The organism is Marinobacter sp. (genome assembly GCF_041690615.1).
Lineage (GTDB): Bacteria > Pseudomonadota > Gammaproteobacteria > Pseudomonadales > Oleiphilaceae > Marinobacter.
The window spans coordinates 89,621-112,591 of sequence record NZ_JAWLGY010000012.1; the positions used below are offsets into that span (position 1 = coordinate 89,621).

The 22,971-nt window shown below is 61.1% G+C and carries 17 protein-coding genes; 11 read left to right on the plus strand and 6 right to left on the minus strand.

Annotation, left to right across the window (positions count from 1 at the left end; translation table 11 throughout):
• Nucleotides 1-9 precede the first annotated feature (9 nt).
• Genes ACESMZ_RS10340 through ACESMZ_RS10355 form a run of 4 tightly spaced genes read left to right on the plus strand, consistent with a single transcriptional unit; the run spans nt 10 to nt 9,214 of the window.
• The gene (locus ACESMZ_RS10340; protein ID WP_372972578.1) at nt 10-2,256 is read left to right on the plus strand and encodes an ATPase, T2SS/T4P/T4SS family; all 2,247 of its coding nucleotides are present in this window, start codon (nt 10-12) and stop codon (nt 2,254-2,256) included.
• Complete coding sequence (locus ACESMZ_RS10345; RefSeq protein ID WP_372972579.1) at nt 2,249-5,896, plus strand: PAS domain S-box protein; 3,648 nt, start codon at nt 2,249-2,251, stop codon at nt 5,894-5,896. Before ACESMZ_RS10340 ends, ACESMZ_RS10345 begins: the two co-directional genes overlap by 8 nt.
• Nucleotides 5,893-6,339, plus strand: coding sequence for a response regulator (locus ACESMZ_RS10350; RefSeq protein ID WP_372957634.1), 447 nt, complete (start codon nt 5,893-5,895; stop codon nt 6,337-6,339). The genes ACESMZ_RS10345 and ACESMZ_RS10350 overlap by 4 nt, the downstream gene beginning before the upstream one ends.
• The gene (locus ACESMZ_RS10355) at nt 6,332-9,214 is read left to right on the plus strand and encodes an EAL domain-containing protein (protein ID WP_372957633.1); all 2,883 of its coding nucleotides are present in this window, start codon (nt 6,332-6,334) and stop codon (nt 9,212-9,214) included. The genes ACESMZ_RS10350 and ACESMZ_RS10355 overlap by 8 nt, the downstream gene beginning before the upstream one ends.
• Here ACESMZ_RS10355 and ACESMZ_RS10360 read toward each other — a convergent pair.
• Nucleotides 9,203-11,287 (minus strand): diguanylate cyclase, encoded by a 2,085-nt coding sequence (locus tag ACESMZ_RS10360; protein ID WP_372972580.1) that lies wholly within the window; start codon nt 11,285-11,287, stop codon nt 9,203-9,205. The genes ACESMZ_RS10355 and ACESMZ_RS10360 overlap by 12 nt on opposite strands.
• Before the next feature lie 315 nt (nt 11,288-11,602).
• Between ACESMZ_RS10360 and ACESMZ_RS10365 the strand changes: the two genes are divergently transcribed.
• The 4 genes from ACESMZ_RS10365 (at nt 11,603) to ACESMZ_RS10380 (ending at nt 15,941) form a co-directional block, all read left to right on the plus strand.
• Nucleotides 11,603-13,225 (plus strand): methyl-accepting chemotaxis protein, encoded by a 1,623-nt coding sequence (locus ACESMZ_RS10365; protein ID WP_372957631.1) that lies wholly within the window; start codon nt 11,603-11,605, stop codon nt 13,223-13,225.
• An 82-nt stretch (nt 13,226-13,307) separates the two neighbouring features.
• Nucleotides 13,308-13,751: an acyl-CoA thioesterase gene (locus ACESMZ_RS10370; RefSeq protein ID WP_372957630.1), complete on the plus strand. Its 444-nt coding sequence runs from the start codon at nt 13,308-13,310 to the stop codon at nt 13,749-13,751.
• The gene (locus tag ACESMZ_RS10375; protein WP_372957629.1) at nt 13,738-14,895 is read left to right on the plus strand and encodes an HD-GYP domain-containing protein; all 1,158 of its coding nucleotides are present in this window, start codon (nt 13,738-13,740) and stop codon (nt 14,893-14,895) included. The genes ACESMZ_RS10370 and ACESMZ_RS10375 overlap by 14 nt, the downstream gene beginning before the upstream one ends.
• A gap of 80 nt (nt 14,896-14,975) precedes the next feature.
• Nucleotides 14,976-15,941, plus strand: a complete 966-nt coding sequence (locus tag ACESMZ_RS10380; RefSeq protein ID WP_372957628.1) for an NAD(P)H-quinone oxidoreductase — start codon at nt 14,976-14,978, stop codon at nt 15,939-15,941.
• A 69-nt stretch (nt 15,942-16,010) separates the two neighbouring features.
• Here the strand turns inward: ACESMZ_RS10380 and fghA are convergent, their stop codons facing one another.
• A complete protein-coding gene (gene fghA / locus ACESMZ_RS10385; RefSeq protein ID WP_372972581.1) occupies nt 16,011-16,856 on the minus strand; it encodes an S-formylglutathione hydrolase in 846 nt (281 codons plus the stop codon).
• 64 nt (nt 16,857-16,920) lie between these two features.
• The gene (locus ACESMZ_RS10390) at nt 16,921-17,349 is read right to left on the minus strand and encodes a CBS domain-containing protein (protein ID WP_372957675.1); all 429 of its coding nucleotides are present in this window, start codon (nt 17,347-17,349) and stop codon (nt 16,921-16,923) included.
• Nucleotide 17,350: 1 nt separating this feature from the next.
• Between ACESMZ_RS10390 and ACESMZ_RS10395 the strand changes: the two genes are divergently transcribed.
• The 3 genes from ACESMZ_RS10395 to ACESMZ_RS10405 all read left to right on the plus strand — a co-directional run bounded on the left by ACESMZ_RS10395 (nt 17,351) and on the right by ACESMZ_RS10405 (nt 19,849).
• Nucleotides 17,351-17,536 (plus strand): hypothetical protein, encoded by a 186-nt coding sequence (locus tag ACESMZ_RS10395; RefSeq protein ID WP_372957626.1) that lies wholly within the window; start codon nt 17,351-17,353, stop codon nt 17,534-17,536.
• A gap of 108 nt (nt 17,537-17,644) precedes the next feature.
• Nucleotides 17,645-19,003 (plus strand): alanine/glycine:cation symporter family protein, encoded by a 1,359-nt coding sequence (locus ACESMZ_RS10400; protein ID WP_372957625.1) that lies wholly within the window; start codon nt 17,645-17,647, stop codon nt 19,001-19,003.
• Between the two features lie 192 nt (nt 19,004-19,195).
• The gene (locus tag ACESMZ_RS10405; protein WP_372957624.1) at nt 19,196-19,849 is read left to right on the plus strand and encodes a peroxiredoxin; all 654 of its coding nucleotides are present in this window, start codon (nt 19,196-19,198) and stop codon (nt 19,847-19,849) included.
• A 117-nt stretch (nt 19,850-19,966) separates the two neighbouring features.
• On the opposite strand, the gene ACESMZ_RS10410 is transcribed toward ACESMZ_RS10405, so the two are convergent.
• The 3 genes from ACESMZ_RS10410 to ACESMZ_RS10420 all read right to left on the minus strand — a co-directional run bounded on the left by ACESMZ_RS10410 (nt 19,967) and on the right by ACESMZ_RS10420 (nt 22,691).
• On the minus strand, nt 19,967-20,749 hold the full coding sequence (locus ACESMZ_RS10410; RefSeq protein ID WP_372957623.1) for a MetQ/NlpA family ABC transporter substrate-binding protein: 783 nt from the start codon (nt 20,747-20,749) through the stop codon (nt 19,967-19,969).
• A gap of 269 nt (nt 20,750-21,018) precedes the next feature.
• Nucleotides 21,019-21,684, minus strand: a complete 666-nt coding sequence (locus ACESMZ_RS10415) for a methionine ABC transporter permease (RefSeq protein ID WP_091851851.1) — start codon at nt 21,682-21,684, stop codon at nt 21,019-21,021.
• The gene (locus ACESMZ_RS10420) at nt 21,684-22,691 is read right to left on the minus strand and encodes a methionine ABC transporter ATP-binding protein (protein WP_372957622.1); all 1,008 of its coding nucleotides are present in this window, start codon (nt 22,689-22,691) and stop codon (nt 21,684-21,686) included. Before ACESMZ_RS10420 ends, ACESMZ_RS10415 begins: the two co-directional genes overlap by 1 nt.
• Nucleotides 22,692-22,971: the final 280 nt, after the last annotated feature.

A 22,971-nucleotide genomic window follows, 5' to 3' on the forward strand; every position in this document is an offset into this window, starting at 1 on the left:
AGGAGAACCATGGCAAAACGTTACGCCTCCCTGTTCACCGGCGAACAGGACAACCAGGACCGGGCCCCGGCTGAGACGGACAAGCGTCGGCCCTATCGCCTGTTGCTGGTGGATGACGAGCCCAACATCCTGGCCTCCCTGCGGCGAGTGTTCATGCGGGAAAACTACGAGCTGCTGTTTGCCAAAAGCGGCGAAGAGGCCCTGAGCATCCTCGAGAAGCAGTCCGTGGAACTGATCATGACGGACTTCATGATGCCCGGCATCAACGGCAGCGCACTACTGAGGGAAGTCCGGGAGCGCTGGCCCCGGACCATCCGCATCATGCTAACCGGCCACGCCAATACCGATGCGGTGATGGGCTCCATCAAGGATGGCGCCGTCTACCGGTTCATCCTGAAGCCCTGGAATGATGATGACCTGCGCCTGACCATCGCCCTGGCCCTGGAGCAATACGAGCTGATCCAGAAAACCCGCCAGCTGGAGCAGCAGAACAAGAAGCAGAACAAAGACCTGGAAACCATTGCCAAGCTGGGGGCCACCAACCGCAGCCAGCTGGCCATCATGCTCCACAAGAAAGGCTGGCTGAACCCTCAGCAGATCCAGCAGCTGCACCGTGAAATGCAGAGCCAGAAGGCGCCGGTGGTGCGCCAGCTGATGAGACACGAGTGGGTGGACTTCGGCAAGGTACGGGACCTGCTGCGGGACGAACTGATGTTCGAGGAGATCGACCTGCGGGAATTCCAGGTGGACCCCAGCCTGCTGTCACTGATTCCCCAGTCGGTGTGCACCCGCCAGCTGATCCTGCCGCTACGGGTCCAGGGCAAGCGTCTGCGCCTGGCCATGGTGGACCCCATGGACATCAACCTGATTGATGAGCTGGGCTTCATGACCGGCTACACCATCCATCCGCTGCTGGTGGAAGCCGGCCAGATGCAGGCCAAGCTCAACGAAACCTTCGGCGAACAGACCGATAACATCGACGAACTCACCACGAAAGTGGGCACCGATGACCCCTACGAAGGCATCGAAATCGTCCTGGACGACGAGGAGAGCGAAAGCCTGGAGCAGCTGCTTGGAAGCTCCGAGGAACCCCCGGCCATCCGCCTGGTAAACGGCATTATCCTGGAAGCCCTGCGCCTGGGGGCCAGTGATATCCATGTCCATCCCCGCACCAAGTCCCTGGTGGTGCGTTACCGGATCGACGGCGTGCTACAGGACAAGATCCACATTCCCACCAACCTGCTGATGTCGGTGGTCTCCCGCATCAAGGTGATGGCGGAGCTGGATATCACCGAGCGCCGCCGCCCCCAGGACGGGCGTATTACGGTAAAAACCCCCATGCGCATCGTAGATCTGCGCATTTCCACCCTGCCCACCATCAATGGCGAGAAGGTGGTCATGCGGGTGCTGGAGCGCCAGTCCTCCGCCCAGTCCCTGGACCAGCTGGGGCTCTCGGACCACAACCTCAAACAGCTGACGCACGTGGTGGGCAAGCCCCAGGGCATCATCCTGGCCACCGGCCCCACCGGCAGCGGCAAGACCACCACCCTGTATGCACTGTTGCAGCATAACGCCACGCCTGAGCGTAACTACGTCACCATCGAGGATCCCGTGGAGTTCCATGTGGACATGGCCGGCCAGGTACCGGTGAAGGACCGCATCGGACTGGACTTTGCCACGGTACTTCGCGCCATCCTGCGCCAGGATCCGGACGTGATCCTGCTGGGAGAAATCCGCGACGAGGAAACCGCCGACGTTGCCTTCCACGCCGCCATGACCGGCCATCTGGTTTACTCCACCCTGCACACCAGCTCCGCCGCCGCCACCGTTGCCCGGTTGCTGGACCTGGACCTGAAGCCCTTTGTGCTGGCGACAGCCCTGGAGGCCATCATTGCCCAGCGGCTGGTACGGCGCACCTGCACCCACTGCCGGGAGGAGGTGGCGCCACCGGAAGACGTTCTGAAGCAGCTGGGGTCCCGGTTTATTCAACCAGAGGTGAGGTATTTCCAGGGCAAGGGCTGCGAACGCTGCCACAAGGGCTATCGGGGCCGGGTCGCGCTGCACGAAGTGCTGACCATGAACCAGAGACTACGAATCGCCATCACCGAAGGGGCCAGCGCCATGCAGATCGAAGCCATTGCCCGGGAGCAAGGCATGAGAGTGCTGCTGGACGATGCCATGGACAAGCTGAAAGACGGCCTGACGACCGCGGAGGAAATCCTCCGGGTACTGGGCCCCCAGGAGCTCCATGACTGAGCTGAATAACCGCGACGCCGTCTACTGGTGCCTGATTCTGGCACTGGGTCTGTGCCTTGTTGGCCACGGCATGGCCCTGTCGGTCAATTTATTCCTGTTACTGGTGGATACGCCTTCGGACGTCATCTACCCGGTAGGTGGCCCCCTGTCACTGCTGGCGGGGGGGCTGTGCCTGGCACTGGCCTTTGCGTCCCGCTGGATGAGCCGGATCATGGCACTGCTGCTGATTCTGGTCTCGATTATCCAGTTCCCCCTGGCCCTGGCCAACACAGACCTGGTTCAGGCGGAGCTGCCCAAAACCGGCATCCTCCCGGGATTACCCGCGATCGTAATACTGGGCTGCATCGGGTACCTGATGGCCGCCCGTCACGACCAGACCACGCCCCTGGTGAAGGCTATTTCCGCAGCCACGATGGCAGGCGGTGCCATCAATCTCTTCGCTGCCAGTCTCGGCCTACCGGCCTGGGCGCGACTGACGACGGTGCCGGACCTGGGCCCGGCCACCGCCCTGTTCCTGATGATTCTCGGTGCAGTGCTTATGCTGGTCCCCCGTCTCTACCAGGTCAATTACCGCGAACAGCGAAAACCGGTCCTCTGGGTCGGAATTGTGGGCATTCTCATCACGGTGACCAGCTGGTACCTGGCCCGCAATAACCACAATGAGGAGATGCAGCGACAAGCGGAGCTGATCGCCAGCCAGACATCGGAGTCCATCCAGGCCTTTCACCGGAATGAACTGGCCACGGTGGCGCGTCTTGGCGAGCGGGTGCAGGCCTACGGGGGCACGCTGCCGGAGCATGCCTGGCAACAGGAAGTCGCCAGTTATTTCCGGGACCTGCCCCACCTGCAGATGCTCGCCCTGCTGGACCACCGCCAGCAAATCATCGAACTGGAGGTCCGGGATTCCGATAGCCGGTTCTGGTTGAGCGATCAGTTCGGACGGGACGAATTCCGCGCCTGGCTAGGCCACGATCACGCCCAACCAACGCCCCATACCAGCCGCGTGTATCGCGGACCGGGAAGGCAATTATCGATATTTCTGGCTGCACCAGTACAGTTTGCGGATGGCAGGTCGTGGACTTTGCTGGCCCTTACCTCTGTAGACCAGGCCCTGCAGTGGCTCGACAACCGCCAGACGGCCGGCATGGTGGTGGATGTGACCAGTGGTGGCAATACCCTTTACCGAACCAACAACCTCTCCGGGGCAGATCGCCTGGTACGGGCCAACGCAAGCATTAACCTGGACCATGCCCTGTGGAGGCTCACGGTATCCGAACCCCTGACCGGGCAGACGACAGAAGACTATGCCACTGAGACACTGATCCTTTTCGGCGGCCTTGCCCTGACCGTGCTGATGATGCTCAGCCGCCTGCTGGGAGCCATGGCTACCGGCCGGAACCAGCGCCTGGAACAGGCCAACAGCCAGCTTCAGCGGCACCTGAAACGGGAACAGGCACTGCGGGAAACCAACGAACGCATCGTCAATTTCAGCAGCGACCTGCTGTGCACCATTGACAGCGAGGGTTACTTCCGCTTTGTCAGCCCATCAAGCCGACGCATTCTCGGCTATAGCCCCGAGGAACTGGAGGGCAGGCCGGTGCGGGACTTTGTGCTGGCGGAGGACTGGGCCGCCAGTGCTGAAGTCGTGGAACAGGTGCGCACCCGCCACTCAGCGCCCGTCCCGCAGTTCCGCAACCGCTACCGGCACAGGGACGGCCGCACGGTCACCCTGGACTGGAAGGCCCGGATATCCTCGGAAGATGGCACCCTGTTTGCCATTGGCCGGGATATGACCTCAGAGCTGAAAGCAGAGGAACTGGCCCAGCAGCGTGAGGCCTTCTTCTCACTGACGCCGGAGATGTTCTGCATTGTTGCCGACAACCGTTTCGTGGAGGTAAACCAGGCATTTCTGACAAACCTGGGTTACAGCCGCGAGGAGCTACTGGGTAATCCCTACCTGAATATCATTCTCCCGGAACACCACCAGGCCGTGGTCAACGCAGTGGAACAACTGCTGGATGGCGCAACCATCTACGACCTGGAAATTGAGGTCCTGAACCGGGAGGGGAAGCAACGTTGGCTGAGACTCAACGCGGCCATGTACGCAGAGAAAATCTATTGCTCCGCGAGGGATATTACCGGCGAAAAGGAAACACAGCGGCAACTCCAGGAAAAAGAGCGCCTGCTCAGCATGGCGGAGAACACAGGACGCCTTGGGGGCTGGGTGGTGGACGTAGCCACCGGCAAGACCACCTGGTCCAGTGCTATCTATGAAATCCACGACATGGAGCCTGGCGAAGTACCAGATCTGACGGACGCCCTCGATTACTACACCGCAGAGACCCGTCCACTGGTGGAAGAGTCGGTACGTCTGGCCTCGGAGCTCGGACTGCCTTTCGATATTGAAGCCCGCATTCGTACCGTCAAGGGCCGCCTGCGATGGGTACGGGCGATCGGGCAGGCCGTTCGTGATGATCACGGGAGAATCGTGAAGCTGCAGGGTGCATTTCAGGATGTTTCAGCCAGCAAGGAGGCCAGCGAGCAAATACGGCGCCTTGCGGAACGCCAGTCGCGGATTTTCGAGAGCATCACAGACGCCTTCTTCACGCTGGACCGGAGCTGGCACTTTACCTTCATGAACGGAAAGTGCGAGGAACTGCTGCAACGTTCCCGGAGTGATGCGTTAGGCGAAACCCTTTGGGAGGCGTTCCCTGAAACGATCGGTTCCGAGTTTGAGGAGCATTACCGCGATGCTTTGACAACCGGTGAAACCGCCTCTTTCGAAGCCCATTTCGAGCCCCTAGAGCTCTGGGTTGAGGTCAAGGCCTACCCCTCCGAGGAAGGCCTGGCGGTCTACTTCCGCAGCATCAACGAACGCAAGAAAGCTGAACAGGCCCTGCAGGCCACCCTGGCAGAGCTGGAGCGCAGCAACCGGGAGCTTCAGGACTTCGCCTTCGTGGCCTCCCATGATCTTCAGGAACCCCTGCGCAAGATCCAGACCTTCGGCGACCGGCTGATGCGCAACGCGGAAAATCTGGGCGAGAAGGAACAGGACTACCTCAAACGCATGCAGTCGGCCGCCAGCCGCATGCAGACCCTGATCATGGACCTGTTGACCTATTCCCGTGTCTCCACCCGGGGGCAACCGTTCCGGGACTGCGACCTGAACCGGATCATTGAGGAGGTACAACAGGACCTTGAGTCGGCCATCACCAGCAGTGGCGCAGTAATCAGGGTGTCTGACCTGCCGCCGGTCCAGGGGGACCCGTCCCAGCTCCGGCAGGTCATGCAAAACCTGCTCAGCAACGCCATAAAATTCCGCCGTGCGGATGTGACACCGGAGATTCTGGTATACGCTGAAAATATCAGCGCCAAGGGCTGGACACTGGTGGTCAGCGATAACGGCACCGGCTTCGATCCAAAATACGTGGACCGGCTGTTCCAGCCTTTCCAGCGGCTGCACAGCAAGAACGATTACGCGGGCACCGGCATCGGCCTGGCCATCGTTCGCAAGATAGTCTCTCGTCATAACGGCATCATCGTGGCCGATAGTCAGCCCGGAGAAGGAGCCACCTTCCGAATCCATTTCACAAGCCAGGCCGCTCCCAGCGAGCCCGCCGGAGATACGCCGACACCATGAGCCACACCCTGCCGATACATATCTATATCGCCGATGACGACGCCGACGACCGCCTGCTGATCCGGGACGCCTTTCTGGAGAGCGCGCACCAGGCCCGACTGACCTTCTACGAAGATGGCGAGACTATCCTCCAGGGGCTCTCTGACGCGCTGGCGACCAGAACCCTGCCCCAGCTGATCCTGCTGGACCTGAACATGCCTGGCAAGGATGGGCGCCAGGTTATATCGGAACTCAAGGCCGACATTGCCTTTCGGCATATACCGATTGTCGTGCTGACCACTTCCGGGGCTGACGAGGATATTGAGAGCTGTTACAGCCTCGGCGCCAGTTCCTACATTGTGAAACCGGTGAGCTATGACGGATTACTGGATATTGTCCGCTCCCTGAAACACTACTGGATGGAAACCACCGTATTACCAGGAAAGAACAAGCATTATGTCTGATACCCAAGCGCGCCTGAGAATCCTGCTGATCGAGGATGACGAAGACGATGTACTGATTACACAGGATCTGCTGGCGGAAGGCAGCAGCCTGCCGGTGGATGTGGAGTGGGTGGACAATGCCGATGAAGGCCTGCTGGTATTGCGGGAGCACCGCCATGATGTGGCGCTGGTGGATTACCGGCTTGGACCGGACTCCGGCATCGACCTGATCCGCCAGGCCCGCCAGGAAGGCGTCAACACGCCATTGATACTGTTGACCGGCCAGGGCGACCGGGAACTGGACCATAACGCAGTGGAAATTGGCGCAGCGGATTACCTGGTGAAGGGCCTGGTGGATGCCCAGGCCCTGATTCGCAGTATCCGCTACGCCATCGACCGGTCCCTGGCGGTCAGCAGCCTGGCCCAGAGCGAGGCCCGCTACCGGGTGCTGTTCAACAGCAACCCGGTGCCCATGCTGCTCACCGAGCCGGAAACCGGGCGAATCCTGTCCATGAACGAGGCCGCCCGGGACCTGTACGATGTCGAGCCCGCTATGGTCAGTCATCTCAGCCTGCGCGACCTGCAGGGTCCGGAGGATAGCAACGGCTCATTGCCCCGGAATGTGAACGCCGAGGGGCTGATTACCCACAGGGACAGTCGTCTGGAAATACACCAGCGACAGGATGGCTCCCAGCTCTATGTAGAAATGCGGGACCAGTCCATGGTGCTCAACCAGCGGCAGATCCTGCTGGTGATGGTTGTGGATGTGACCGAGCGTATTGCCAGCAGCCGTCAGCTGAGATTGATGCAGCGGGCCATCGAGGCCAGCTCCAACGGCATTGTCATTGCCGACGCCCGCCGGTCGGATTTTCCCATCGTTTACGTTAACCCGGCGTTCTGCACGATCACCGGCTTCGATCAGTCGGAGAGCCTGGGCCGCAACTGCCGCTTTCTCCAGCAGGGCGGTCCCGACAATGACGTCAATCGGGATGCCCTTGCCCGGCTTCGCCTCGCCCTGCGGGAACAGACCGAGGTCTCCGTGGTGTTGCGCAACTTCCGCAGGGACGGCACGCCCTTCTGGAACGACCTCTACCTTGCCCCGATCCGGGACGAAAAGGGCATGGTTACCCACTACATAGGCATTCAGAACGACATTTCCGAGAAAAAGTCCGCGGAATCCAAGCTGGCCTATAACGCCAGCCACGATGTGCTCACCGGTCTGCCAAACCGCGCGCTTCTGGAAGACCGGCTGATCCAGGCCTGCCAGATGGCCCGGCGCTACGGTCGCAAGGTCGGTATCCTGTTCCTTGACCTGGACGGCTTCAAACCCATCAACGACTCCCTGGGCCATCGGGTCGGCGACCAGATTCTGGTGGAAGCGGCCCGGCGCCTGGAAAAGGGCGTTCGCAACGGTGATACCGTGGCACGGGGCAGCGGAGATGAATTCATCGTTGTACTCCCCGACCTTGCCCATGGCGATGACGTGGTGAAGGTAGTCGAACACCTGCTTGCCGCCATCGCCGCCCCCTATGAAGCCGGTGAGCGCTCACTCCGGCTGACCGCCAGTGCCGGCATCGCCCTCGACGACGGCACCATCGCCGAGCCCATGACCCTTGTACAGCAGGCCGACCTGGCCATGTTCCGGGCCAAGCAACAGGGCCGGAACACCTATCAGTGGTACGCCTCGGAACTCAACGATGAGGCCAACGAGCGGGTGGAACTGCGAAATGATCTGCAGAAGGCCATCGAGCTGCGACAGCTGGAACTTTTCTACCAGCCCCTTGTGGACAGCCGTACAGGCCGTATACGGGGCTCGGAAGCACTGATCCGCTGGCACCACCCGGAAAAAGGGCTGGTATCACCTGGCCGGTTCATACCCCTGGCGGAGGATACGGGCCAGATCATCGAGCTGGGTCGCTGGGTACTTAAACAGGCCTGTCGGGATGCGGTCAGGCTCCAGGGACTGGGCTACCGGGAACACCGGATGGCAGTCAACGTGTCACCCATGCAGCTGCGCCAGCCGGGGTTTGTCGACCTGGTAACGGAAACCCTGCGCAAAACCGGTCTTGCGCCGGAGTTGCTGGAACTGGAGATCGTTGAATCGGCCATCCTCTATGACACCGAACAGGTGGTGGAACGGCTGGCTACGCTGCGGGACATGGGGATCGGCATCGCCATTGATGACTTCGGCACCGGTTTTTCCAGCCTGAGCTACCTGAAGATCATGCCGGTCACCAAGATCAAGATTGACCGGGCCTTTGTGAAGGATGTGATCAGCAACTCCAGTGATGCAGCCATTACCCAGGGCATCCTCTCCATGGCTCACCACCTGTCCCTGGAAGTGGTGGCCGAAGGTGTGGAAACCGAGGCCCACGCCGCCTTCCTGCGCAAAAACAACTGTGAAATCCTGCAAGGGTACCTGTTCGCGCGGCCTATGCCATTCGATGACCTCATCGCCTACCTGGCGGATCGGGGCCCGGTTGCAGACAGAGCCCCGGACGTCACCTCCCAAGACAAGCCCACCCTGCTGTTGCTGGATGACGAGACCAATATTATCCGGGCCCTGACCCGGCTATTACGCCGGGACGGCTACCGTATCCTGTCGACGACCAGCGTGAAGGAAGCCTTCGAATTACTGGCGGCCAATAATGTGCAGGTGATCATTTCAGACCAGCGCATGCCGGAAATGTCCGGCACCGAGTTTTTGAGTCAGGTAAAGGACATCTACCCGGATACGGTGCGTATCGTGCTTTCCGGCTACACCGACCTTAAGTCGGTGACTGATGCCATCAATGAAGGCGCCATCTACAAGTTCCTCACCAAGCCCTGGGATGACCAGCAGATCCGCAGCCACGTGCGCCAGGCCTTCGTGTATTACGGCGCCTCAACGGACTGAGGCCCCGTCGGCACGCTCCACCCTGTTACGCCCCTTCTCCTTGGCCCGGTACATGGCTTCATTGGCCCGGGCCAGCACGGCCTTGCGCCGGTCGCCGGCCTGCCAGCAGGCCACGCCAAAGCTGGCAGTGACCGGCCGGGGGATGCCCGGGACTTCAAGGTTTTCCACCAGCGCCCGTAGTCGCTCGGCGAGGCTGGCGGCATCGTCGCCGTCGGTCCTGGACACAATTACCACGAACTCTTCGCCACCCCAGCGCCCCACCCTGTCAGTTTCGCGAAGGGCGCCGGCCATGATGCTCGCCACCGCCCTGAGCACCTCATCGCCGGTCTCATGACCGTAGACGTCGTTGAATTGCTTGAAATGGTCCACATCCACCAGCAGTACGGAAAAGGGCTCGCCATAGCGCTCCGCCCGGGCCAGGGCGTCGTCCAGAGCCTGCTCCATGGCGTATCGGTTCCAGAGACCAGTGAGGGAGTCCCGGGTTGCCATCTCCCGCAGTTGCTCATTGGCCCGGGCCAGGGCCTTGCGTTCTTCTTCCAGTTTTTCGTTCAGTTCGGCAATTTCGCAGGACGAACTCAGTACCGCCAGGTCTTCCGCCAGGTCCTGGGCGCCCAGCACCTCGACCCGCTCCCAGGTTTCACTGTGGTGTCGCATTTCCTGCTGCCAGCACTTCAGGGGCTGCTGCAGGGGCGCCGCCCGGGCTTCCTGACGACTGATCACCGGCGTCAGGGGGCTGCCGGACCAGTACACTGCTTCCCGATGGCGGGGTCGGAAGAACATCAGCCACTCGCCCGTCACACTGGTGGAGGGCAGGGCCACCGCCAGCAGGCCGCAACTGTCGCCCATCCCCAGCTCATGGCACAGGGGTTCATCGTGGAGGCATTCGCTGCGCCAGTGGCCTCCCCTGGCATGGTCAGCCAGCCGGTTCGCCAGCACGCGGATAACGGTTTCCGATGGGGTGTTGCCCACCACGGCGACAGCATTGCGGGCGATAATGACAATCCCATGGGCCCGGAACAGGGCCTGCCACTCCTCGCCGGATTCCCGCAGACGAGAAGCCGGTGTGCGATGAAGAGACATATCCTCCGCCAGCCGCTCCCGCACTTGCTGCACCCGGCTGAGAAAGGCGGACTCGATGCGGGCCTTGAGCAGGAACAGCCGCTGGCTGGCCATTTGCACCAGAGTGTAGGTGGCATCCCGCACTGTGGGAGAAAGCTCCTGGGGGCGCGAACTGGTGCAGACCACCACGCCCCAGAGACCGTTCTCCGAGATCACCGACAGGGACAGCAGTGCCCCGGCGTTCAGCGAGAGGCACTGCTCACGTTTGTGCTCAGACGGGGCAGCCAGCACCGAGGTGCTCAGGTCCGGCTGCTGCAAGTAGTCCACCGGTATCAGGGGTACGTCCGCCGAAGTCAGGTCCGGGATACTGCGCAGGGGTAGGGCCAGAAAGCGTTCCCGCTGTTCCTCCGGGAAAAAGGATGAGGCAAACCGCTGGCCGAGCATGGTGGCACCGCCGGCGCCCTGATTCTCCGCAATGACCACACCATTGCCCTGGCTCTCGAAGTGGCAGACCATCACCCGCTCAAAGCCGCCGATATCGGCAATACTTTCCACCAGAGTGGCCAGCAGGTCATCGGGATGACTGGCCCGGGCCAGGTCCCCCAGCCACTGGTTGACCGAGCCCAGCAGCCGACGCTTGCCCAGCGAGAACAAAGGCTCGATTTCTACAATGACATGCCCCTCCCGGCGCCAGGCACGAATCTGCAGACGGCACTGGCGCCCGTTGAGGTACCGCCGGACCGACAGGGGGCCATCAAGTTGGGGGCCTTTACGGAGCCCACTCCGTAGCGCACGCAGCAATCTGGGACCAAGCACCTCGGACGGCGTGCTTTCGCAGGCGCCCCCGGCCGGGACCCCCATGATCTGGAGCAGATTGGCACTGGCCTGAACAACGGTGTTCAGCTCGCTATCGAGGACAAGGATGGCACCACAGGCCTGGATGGCCTGACTGATCGGGAAGGGGCGGTCCTTTGCCTCATCCGACCCACGGGACTTCCCATGGACGAGGTTCAACGGCAGTTCTCCGGACAGCGATACAGATATGAGGTTACCGCAGCCGGGGAAAAAGAACGGCGCGGTCTACCCCGGAACTATAGTGGGTTTACCACGACAGGCAAGCGACCGACTGTAGGGTTTTGTTAAAGGACTTAATGGTAAGAGGCGGCCCCTACGGTGACAAACATCAATCATCGATATAACTAATCGGCCCCCATGAATACCGCCAATGCAAACAGGAACCAGTTAACATTTTGGAACAGAGGCCGATAGAACATCCGCGTATGATGGCGACCCTTTTTATCCTGCCTATCAATCAACGGATGTTCTTCCATGTTCAGACAATTACGTGTCGGCCTGCGACTGTCGCTGGCTTTTGGATTCCTGATTCTGGTTCTTGTTGGTCTGGGGGCGTACTCGCTGGTCCAGAGCAACGCCCTACGTGATGAACTGTTCTCTGTAACCGACCATCTCGCCCCAGCTAACGACGCAATCAACGGGGTCAATGAGCAATACCTGCGTGTCCGGTTCCATACCGAGTCCCTGATCGGCGCATCGGACATGGCAACCCGGGCACCCTTGATCGGCCGCCTGGTGGATACCAGGGACAAACTCAAAGCAGCTACCGAGCGTTACGATTCCCTGATTCAGGCTGAAGAAGCCCGCAATCTGTTTTCGAGGTTGCAGCAAGCCGATGAGTCATTCTGGGAAGCCCATGGAAACGTCGTCCGCTACGCTGAACGCGGCCAGTCTGACCGTGCCCGGCAAGTGAGAAACGAGGAACTGAACCCGGTAACCGAAGAGGTTATGGGGCTCACCCGTGCCCTGCTCGAGTTTCAGGATCAGCGGATTACTGACGCCGCTGGCGAGGGTGGCCGGGTGGCCGCCAATGTCCGCAACGGCGTTATCATCGCCGTACTGATTGGCGTCGCTCTCACCTTGTTCATGGCCCTGCTGATCACCCGCTCCCTCACCGGTCCGATCCGCCATGCCCTGGACGTGGCCCGCACGATTGCCGGGGGCAACCTGAACGCCCGCATCGACACCCGTGGCCAGGACGAAATGGCAGAACTGATGCAGGCGGTGACCACCATGCAGGACAACCTGCGTGGCACCATCAGCACCATCGCCGGTTCTTCAGACCGGCTGGCTTCCACCTCCGAGGAGCTGAGCGCGGTCACCGACGAATCCAGCCGCAGCATGAACCAGCAGAGTGACGAGCTGGACCAGGCCGCCACTGCTGTGAACGAAATGACTGCTGCCATCGATGATGTGGCCCGTAATGCGAGCTCCGCCGCAGATTCTTCCCGGGAGGCGAATCAGCAGGCCCAGGGTGGCCGCGAGAAAGTGGCGGACACCGTGCTGGCCATGGAAGACCTGGCGAAGAACATTACCCAGACGGTGCACTACGTTGAGGAACTGGCCAGCAAGGCCGGCGACATCGGTACCGTGCTGGATGTCATACGCGGGATTGCCGACCAGACCAACCTGCTGGCGCTGAACGCCGCCATCGAGGCCGCCCGGGCCGGTCAGGCAGGACGAGGCTTTGCCGTGGTGGCCGACGAGGTCCGCAACCTGGCCCAGCGCACCCAGGATTCCACGGCGGAAATCGAGACCATGATCAGTGCGGTGCAGGACGGCAGTCAGAACGCCCGAAACGCCATGGCGAAAAGCAGTGAACGCTCCGACGATGCACTGGCTATCGCCCGGGAGGCCGGCGAGGCCCTGGCGAAGATCGCCCGGGCCGTCACCGACATCAACGACCGCAATGCCAGCATCGCCAGCGGCGCGGAAGAGCAGGCCCAGGTGGCCCGGGACGTGGACCGCAACCTGACCAACATCCGGGACCTGGCCGCCCAGTCCGCCACCGGCGCCAACCAGACCCGCTCATCCAGCGAGGAGCTGTCACGGCTGGCAGCGGAGTTGTCGGAACTGGTCCGGAAGTTCCAGTTCTGACCCTGTCATCCGGGATACGGCATTGATGACAAACCGCCACTGGCGGGTACACTGTGGGATTACGGATATAACAGGAGAGGTCATGAGCGATACCCCCATGGAATTCCGCTTTCGGGTCCGCTACGCCGAATGCGACGCCCAGCAGGTGGTGTTCAATGCCCGTTACGCCGACTACGTGGACATTGCGGTCAACGAATACATCCGTGCAGTATTCGGCCATTACCAGAACATGCTGGATGCCGGGCTGGATATGCAGGTGGTCAGCATGACCCTCAACTGGTCCGCCCCCGCCCGCTTTGATGAGGTGCTCTGCGCCCGCATCAGCGTAAAAAGGCTGGGCAATACCTCCTTTACCCTTGAGGTGAACTTTGTGCGGTACCCGGACGAGGCGCCGATTGCCACGGCGGACGTCGTCTACGTAATGATCGACCCGGCCACCGCCAGCAAGAGGACCATTCCCGATGACGTCCGCGAGCGGATGGTCACCGCGGGCCAGGGTGTCGTGGTCAGCCATGCCGGAGAGTAGGACCGCCGACGCCGGCCAGAGTCTGGTCCGGGTTGCCCCGGGTGTGCTGGTGGTGGGCAAGCCACTGCCCTGGCCGGTGTTCGATAGCCAGGGTGAAGTCCTGCTGGCCCAGGGTTTCGTGATCCAGAGTGACTCCCAGCTGGAGCAGCTCTACAAGCGGGGCATGTTCTACCCCCGCCAGGCGGAAAACCCGGACGAGGAAGTCCAGGAAGATGTGGCGGAAGGGGAACGTAATCCCTTCTCCGACTATCGCGCCCTGCTGAAAACCCTCAGACGGACCCACCAGGCCATTTCAGCCCGTGATCCGGAGGCACGCCTCAAGCTGTTGGGCCTGGCCCGGCTGATCGACCGCATCTGCCGGGAGGCACCGGCCCCCACCCTGGCCCTGGTGCACCTGTACTCGGTGGAGCCCACCGCCACGGAGCAGTCGCTGTTCTACGCCATTGTCTGCCACTTCACCGCAACCGAGCTGGGCATGGACGAAGGCCGGCGGGTGGTATTGATGGCTGCTGCGCTTTCCGCCAACCTGGCACTGATGCCAATCCTCGACCGGCTGAACGCCTCCAGTCACGGCCTTACAGACCAGCAACGCACTATCATCCGCCGCCACCCCCAGCTGGCCGCCCGGGCACTGCACGACGCGGGCATCGAAAACCGTCTGTTGCTGAAAATCATCCTGCAGCACCATGAACGTTCCGATGGCAGCGGCTACCCCGAAGGCCTGGAAGGCGACACCATCCTGCCGGAAGCCAGCATCCTCGCCCTGTCGGAACATTATGTTGCCCTGATCAGTCGCCGGGGCTACCGGCCCCGACGCAATATCACCCAGGCCCGCAAGGCCATCGCCGAGGCCGCCAGGGAGAGTAGCCGGCCCAAGCTTTTCCAGGCCTTGCTTGACGCCCTGACCCCCTTCCCCCCGGGTGCCCTGGTGCGCCTGGCCAACAACGAGATTGCCGTGGTCACCCACCGGCCGGAGCAGCGCAGTGGTCATGTGGTGAAGGCAATCACCGATCCGAGAGGCAACGCCTATCTCACCGGATTCCGGCACACGACCGACCTGTTGGAGTTCAATATCCGGGCAGTTGAGGTGGTGGAAATGATGCCCCCCATGGACTTCCAGGCGCTCTGGGACTACCAGGCGTAAGCCAGGGACGCTTCTATCCCTGCTGGTCACCAGGAACCGTGCTAGGCTTTAACGATCGTGCGTAACCGGAGTTGTGGGACATGAAAGCCATTACCATTGAGAAGCAGAACCTGACCTGGACCGATGTGGACGACCTGCCGCCCCCTGGCGCCGACGAGGTCGCCATTGATGTGGCCTGGGCCGGAATGAACCGGGCCGACCTCATGCAGCGTAAAGGCGCCTATCCGCCGCCCCCGGGTGCATCGGACATCCTCGGGCTGGAAGTGAGCGGCCGGGTGGCCGCCGTCGGCGAGAATGTGTCCCACCTGGAGGCGGGTGATGAGGTGTGCGCACTGCTCACTGGCGGTGGCTATGCCAGCCGGGTTAACGTGCCCTCAGCCCAGGTTCTGCCGGTACCCAAAGGCTTCACCCTGGAACAGGCCGGCGCCTTGCCGGAGGTCTATGCCACCGCCTGGATGAACCTGTATATGGTCGCCGCTGTCCAACCCGGCGAACGGGTGCTGGTCCATGCCGCTGCCAGCGGGGTCGGTACCGCCACCATCCAGTTGGCAACCGTCATGGGGAACCCCGTATTCGCCACCGCCGGCAACGACGACAAGCTCGCCTTCTGCCAGGAACTGGGCGCCACCGGTACCTGGAACCGCCACAATGGCTCTTTCGCCGATGCGGTAAAGGACTGGGGCGGAGCCGATATGGTGCTGGACCCGGTGGGTGGTGACTACATCGCCGAGGACCAGAAGTGCCTCAATATGGAAGGCCGCATCATTCTCATCGGGCGTATGGGGGGTGCCGACGCCCACATCAACACCGGCGTGATGCTGATGAAGCGCCAGCGTCTGATCGGTTCTACCCTACGGGCGCAACCGGTGGGCCTCAAGGGCGAAGTCATGGACGCCCTGTACGAACAGGTCTGGCCCAGGCTGGAAAGCGGTGAGATACGGCCAATTATTGACCGGACCTGGCCCATAGAAGACGCCGATGAGGCGATGGCGTATCTGGAGAGCAACGAGAGCACAGGCAAGATACTGTTGCAGGTGAACCAGTAAGGCCAGCGGCCCTGGTCAAGGGCCGCCTGACGCACCGTTCGGGGTCGCCAGGCCGACCCCGCAGATCGTTTATTTCAGACCCAGCGCCCGGGCGTGATGGTTCAGGTGGTCATCAATAAACGACGCAATGAAGAAGTAGCTGTGGTCATAGCCACGGTGCATGCGCAGGTCGATATGGTGGTGAGCCTTCTCGCAGGCCTCCGCCAGCGCCTCCGGTGAGAGCTGCTCTTCCAGGAAGTCATCCGCCGTGCCCTGGTCCACCAGCAGCGGCAGTCTTTCCTCCGCCTCCGGAATCAGCAGTGTGGCGTCCCATGCTTTCCAGGTTTCTTCATCATCACCCAGATAACCACTGAACGCCTTGCGGCCCCAGGGACAGTTGCTGGGGTTGGCGATGGGGGCAAAGGCGGAAACGGACTGGTACCGGCCCGGATTCTTCAGGGCGCCAATCAGAGCACCGTGCCCCCCCATGGAATGACCACTGATACTGCGCTTGCCGGTCACGGGCAGTTCCTTTTCCAGCAGTTCCGGCAGCTCCGTTACCACGTAATCGTACATGCGGTAGTGCCGGGACCAGGGTTCCCGGGTGGCATTGATGTAAAAGCCGGCACCGGAACCGAAGTCGTAACTGTCATCCTCCCCGGGCAGGTTGACTCCCCGGGGGCTGGTGTCCGGGCATACAATGGCCAGTCCCAGTTCTGCCGCGCGGCGCTGGGCGCCGGCCTTCTGCATGAAGTTCTGGTCCGTGCAGGTGAGCCCCGAGAGCCAGTAAAGCGCGGGGACAGGCCTGGGCTCCCGAGCGATGGCCACCGGTGGCAGGTAGACGGCAAACTCCATGTCGCAGTCCAGCACCTCAGAGCGGTGACGATAACGGCGGTGCTCGCCACCAAAACAGACATTGCTTGCCAACAGTTCCATACCTAACCTCCGATAGACTTTCAGGGTGAACGGGTGGAGGGCAGGCCGAACAGGATCTCTCCGGTCAGTCAGCCCCCGCAAACCGCCCTACATCAATACCGGCACCAACCCGGGCCAGCTCCGCCAGAATGGACGTGCGCGTTACTATACCCACCAGCCGACCATGGTCTACCACAGGATAGACCTTGGGCCTGCCGTGACCAAGGTTCTGGGCCAGGTCCACCACAGACATTTCCGGGCTGATGGTGACCGGCTCGCCTTTCATCACGTCATCCACCGAGGGTTCACCCTCGCTGTGATAGTTGCTGACCAGCAGCGCGTGGATGCAGTCCTGCTCTGACACAAACCCCACCACCTTCCGGTCCTTGTCCACTACGGGAAGACCGGTGACATGGTTCTGCAGCAGGTGCTTTACCACTGCCGGAAGGGTCGTACCCAGTCGCACCGGTTCGATATGGTTCCACATGATGTCCGAGGCTTTCAGTGAGCGCATCATGACCATCCTCCTGTTCCTGGTGTCCCGTCTGGTTGCTTCGCTGATCGGTCCAGACCACGCCGGTCGGGCGTTGCGGCGCGGCCAGCGCAAGCCGCATATCTATAACCTTAGCAAGAAGCTGGCAAAACGAAACGTTCACTTTCTCAGCAAAAAAATAACGCAAGCTGCCAACTCACTGATTTGAAACATTTACATCCAGGTTTCAGGGGCTAAACTTGAGACGGACGTTAAAAAGAATCAATCAGCCCCTCACCGCAACCGCTGCAGGACGGGGCTTGCGACGGAGACAATCATGGAAGCTATAAGCAATTTTGTGTCGGCCATTAACGGCCTGGTTTGGGGCCCACCCATGCTGGTGCTGATTCTGGGTGTGGGGCTTTTCCTGAGCCTTGGTCTCAAGCTGATGCCGATTTTGCGCCTGGGCGAAGGGTTCCGCCTGATGTGGAAAGGGCGTACCGGGGGCGATGCCGAGAAAGAGGGTGAGATTCCGCCGTTCCAGGCCCTGATGACGGCCCTGTCTGCCACCATAGGCACAGGTAACATCGCCGGGGTGGCAACCGCCGTGTTCCTGGGCGGGCCCGGCGCCCTGTTCTGGATGTGGCTGACCGCTCTGGTAGGGATGGCCACCAAGTACTCGGAAGCCGTTCTTGCGGTCAAATTCCGGGAAGTGGACGAACGCGGCGCCCATGTCGGCGGCCCCATGTATTACATTCGTAACGGCCTGGGCAAGAAGTGGGCCTGGCTGGGGGTACTGTTCGCCATCTTTGCCGCCATCGCCGGTTTCGGCATCGGTAATACGGTACAGGCCAACTCGGTGGCCGACGTGCTGCAGACCAACTTTGCCCTGCCCCACTGGCTTACCGGCATTGTGCTCGCCGTGCTGGTTGGCCTGGTACTGATCGGGGGCATCCGCCGGATTGGCCAGGTGGCCAGCACCCTGGTGCCACTGATGGCGATTTCCTATGTCGCTATCGGCCTTGTGGTCCTGGCCGTCAACGCCACCGAATTGCCGGCCGCCTTCGCCATGGTCTTTTCCGATGCCTTTACAGGGACCGCCGCGGAAGGCGGCTTTGCCGGTGCTGCCGTCTGGGCAGCCATCCGCTTCGGCGTGGCCCGGGGCATCTTCTCCAACGAGGCTGGCCTGGGCTCTGCCCCCATCGCCCACGCAGCCGCACAAACCCGCAACCCCATCAATCAGGGCATGGTGGCCATGCTGGGCACCTTCATCGACACCATCATCGTGTGCACCATTACCGGCATGGTGATCATTACCTCCGGCGCCTGGACCAGCGGCGAGTCCGGCGCGGCACTCACCTCCGACGCCTTTGCCCTGGGTATTCCCGGTGGCAACTATGTGGTGGCGGTATCCCTGGCGATCTTTGCCTTTACCACCATTCTGGGCTGGTCCTTCTATGGTGAGCGCAGCGTCGAATTCCTGTTCGGCGTCAAGGCGATCGTGCCCTACCGTGTGCTGTGGATTCTCGCCATCCCTGTGGGTGCCACCCTCAACCTGGGCTTCGTCTGGCTGCTTGCCGATACCCTGAACGCAATGATGGCACTGCCTAACCTGATTGCCCTGGTGCTACTCAGCCCGGTGGTCTTCAGGCTGACCCGGGAACACTTCGAAAACGAACGGAAAGTCGGGGTTTAATGCCGTTATTGGCATACCCCGATTACAAAATCGTATAACACCGACGCGCCCACCCCCTTGTGGAGTGACGCCGCCGGTCCCATAACTGTTGAGTATAAGACCACTCTGCCGGCTACCGGCAGCCCTTATGGATAACCAAACAGAGCCTCGCAGACCACTGCAGGCCGCAGTACCGACAACGGAGGAGAAGGTATGAGTTTACGTCTTGGTGATACCGCACCTGATTTCGAACAGCAATCCAGTGAAGGCACCATCCGCTTCCATGAATGGCTGGGCGACAGCTGGGGCATCCTGTTCTCACATCCAGCGGATTTCACCCCGGTGTGCACTACCGAGCTTGGCCTGACCGCGAAACTCAAAGATGAGTTCGCCAAGCGCAACGTCAAGGCGATCGCCCTGAGCGTTGACCCGGTGGATTCCCACAAGGAATGGATCAGCGACATCAACGAGACCCAGGGCTGCTCGGTGAACTTCCCGATCATCGCCGACGAGGACCGCAAGGTGTCCGAGCTGTACGACATGATCCACCCCAACGCGGATAACAGCCTGACCGTGCGTTCCCTGTTCGTGATCGACCCGAACAAGAAGATCCGCCTGATCATCACCTACCCCGCCAGCACCGGCCGTAACTTCAACGAAGTGCTGCGTGTTGTCGACTCCCTGCAACTGACCGACGAGCACAAGGTCGCCACCCCGGGCAACTGGGAACGCGGTGAGGACGTTGTGATCGTGCCCTCCCTGCAGGACGAGGACGAGATCAAACAGCGCTTCCCCAAGGGCTACAAGGCGGTCAGATCCTACCTGCGCATGACCCCGGACCCCAAGTCCAACTGGTCAGGCGACTGAAACCGACCCAGTGCCGTACCGAATCAACAGCACAGTGCGGCGCTCAACAAAGCATAAAAAAACCGGCCCGCTACAACGCGGGCCGGTTTTTTTTGGATCTGCCCGGAGCGAACCGGATCAGAACGCCGGCACAACCGCCCCTTCATACTTCTCTTCGATGAACGCACGCACGTCCTCAGAGGTCAGTGCCTCCGCCAGCTTCTGCATGGCCTCGGAGTCCTTGTTGTCCGGACGGGCAACCAGGATGTTCACATAGGGAGAGTTGGCACCTTCAATCACCAGCGCATCTTCCGCCGGGTTCAGATCAGCCTCAAGGGCATAGTTGGTGTTGATCAGCGCCAGATCCACCTGGTTCAGGATACGCGGCAGGGTGGCTGCCTCCAGCTCACGGAACTTCAGCTTTTTCGGGTTCTCGGCAATATCCCGCGGCGTGGCGGTGATCTTGCTCTCATCCTTCAGTTTGATCAGCCCGGCATCCTGCAGCAGCAGAAGCGCACGGCCACCGTTGGTGGGGTCATTGGGGATAGCCACGGTAGCCCCCTCTTCCAGCGCCTCCAGGGAGTCCACCTTCTGGGAGTACGCGCCGAACGGCTCGATGTGAACACCGGTCACGGTCACCAGGTCCGTGCCCTTGCCATCGTTGAACTCATCCAGGTACGGCTGATGCTGGAAAAAGTTCGCATCCATCCGCTTCTGGTCCACCTGGATATTCGGCTGCACGTAATCGGTAAACACCTTCACCTGCAGATCCACACCGTTCTCCTTCAGAGCCGGCTGGATAAACTCCAGAATCTCCGCATGGGGAACCGCAGTCGCAGCAACGGAAAGCGTCTCCTCAGCCTGGGCCGCGGAAAACGCCGCAAACGCTGTCAAACCAACCAGTGTTTTCTTGAAATTCATAACACTCTCCTACTCAACGAAATAAAGACCATTCGGCACCGAAGGTAACTCCACAGCTACGGGAGCCTTCTGGCTGAGAAGTTTTCCCCGGACCCTGGAGCGCCATGGATGGCGCGACGGAGCCCTACATGGATGTACTTGCGGGGCGTGTCCGGGGAAAGCTTATCGGCTGGAAGGCTTGTGCTCCGGAGTCTGAGCTTTCCGGCGGAACCCCATGGTTGGCGACCGAGCACCAAGCCATCATTCAAATTTCCCAAAAAACCTAACCGTCACTTCCGGCTAAAATACAAAACCAGCCGATCCCCAAGCATCTGCAGCAACTGCACAAACACCACCAGCAACGCCACAGTAATCACCATAACGTCCGTCTGGAACCGCTGATAACCGAAACGAATGGCCAAATCACCCAGACCACCACCGCCGACCACACCGGACATCGCCGCATAGGACACCAGCGTAATCGCCGTCACCGTAATACCCGCGATAATCCCTGGCAGGGCCTCCGGCAACAGTGCCCCGAAAATAATCTGCCGCACGTTGGCCCCCATCGCCTGGGTCGCCTCGATAATCCCCCGGTCCACCTCCCGCAGAGAGGTCTCTACCAGCCGGGCAAAGAACGGCGCACCACCGGCCACCAACGGCGGAATCGCCCCGGCCACACCCAGCGACGTGCCGATGATCATCACCGTCACCGGAATCATCACAATCAGCAGAATGATAAACGGCACCGACCGCAAGACATTCACGATAAACGACAGGATGGCATAGGCCACCGGCTGCTCCAGCAGCTGCCGCTTGCCGGTCAAAAACAACAGCACACCCACCGGCAGACCGATCAGCACACTGAACAGCAGCGACATACCCACCATCACCAGGGTGTCCCAGCTGGCCCAGCCGATTTCCACCCAGTCCACGTTCGTCAGCAGTGACTCCATCATCGCACCACCTCCACATGGACGTCCGCCGCCTCGAACTCCGACATGGCCTGCTCCAGGTTACCGCCCACCAGTGACAGGGTTAGCTGGCCGTAGGGCGTATCCTTGATATGGTCGATACGGCCGGAGAGGATGCTGAAATCCACACCCGAAGCCCGGGCCACATGGCCCAGCAAGGGCTGGTAGGTGGACTCACCCCGGAACGTCAGTCGAAGAATGCGGCCAGGTGCATGCTGGAGATCCTGCTGCAGCTCCTCCCGGTCCACATTTTCGCTCTCGAATACAAAGTCGCGAGTGGTGGGATGTTCCGGGTGCAGGAACACATCGGTGACCGGCCCCATTTCCACAATCCGGCCACCGTCCATTACCGCGACGCGGTCGCAGATCCGGCGCACCACATCCATCTCATGGGTAATCAGCACGATAGTCAGCCCCAGCTCCCGGTTGATCTCCGCCAGCAGACGCAACACCGACTGGGTGGTCTGGGGGTCCAGGGCGCTGGTGGCCTCGTCGCACAACAGGATGGACGGACGACACGCCAGTGCCCGGGCAATGCCCACCCGCTGCTTCTGCCCGCCGGAGAGCTGTGAAGGGTACTTGCTGCCCTGGTCAGTGAGACTCACCAGCGCCAGCAGTTCGGCGACCCGGTCGCGGATCTGTCCCCTGGAATAGATACCGGCCAGCTTCATGGGAAAGGCAATATTGTCTGCCACCGTGCGGGACGACAGCAGATTGAAGTGCTGGAAGATCATGCCCACCTTGCGACGGAAGGCCCGCAGTTCGGCAGCGTCATAGTGGGTGACGTCCTCGCCATCCACCAGCACCCGGCCACCGGTGGGCCGCTCCAGCAGATTGATCAGTCGCACCAGCGTGGATTTGCCGGCGCCGGAATGACCGACAATACCGAAAACCTCGCCGGTGTCGATGGTCAGATCGGTGGGTTGTAACGCGGGGATCGCCCGGCCGCCCACCTGATAGGATTTCTGAACCTGGTCAAGTTCAATCACAGAGCACAAACCTTCCGTCAGGCACTGGCCGCCACCTTGTGGGTACGGCACGAAAAGCCGCTGATTATAACGCAATCAATCCTGAAACCCGAATGTTCGTTTTTGTATCCGCAGGCGGACTCCGGCTGGGGCAGCAACACAAGTGTAGTACCATGAATCAATTGTGACATTATCGATCCACCATTGATCCAGAGGCTTTGCGCACTGTGAGTGATTCCACACCGCCAGGCTCAAGGATGACATCCACCCAGGCATGGGTTTCCTACCTCAGCCGCGTCGA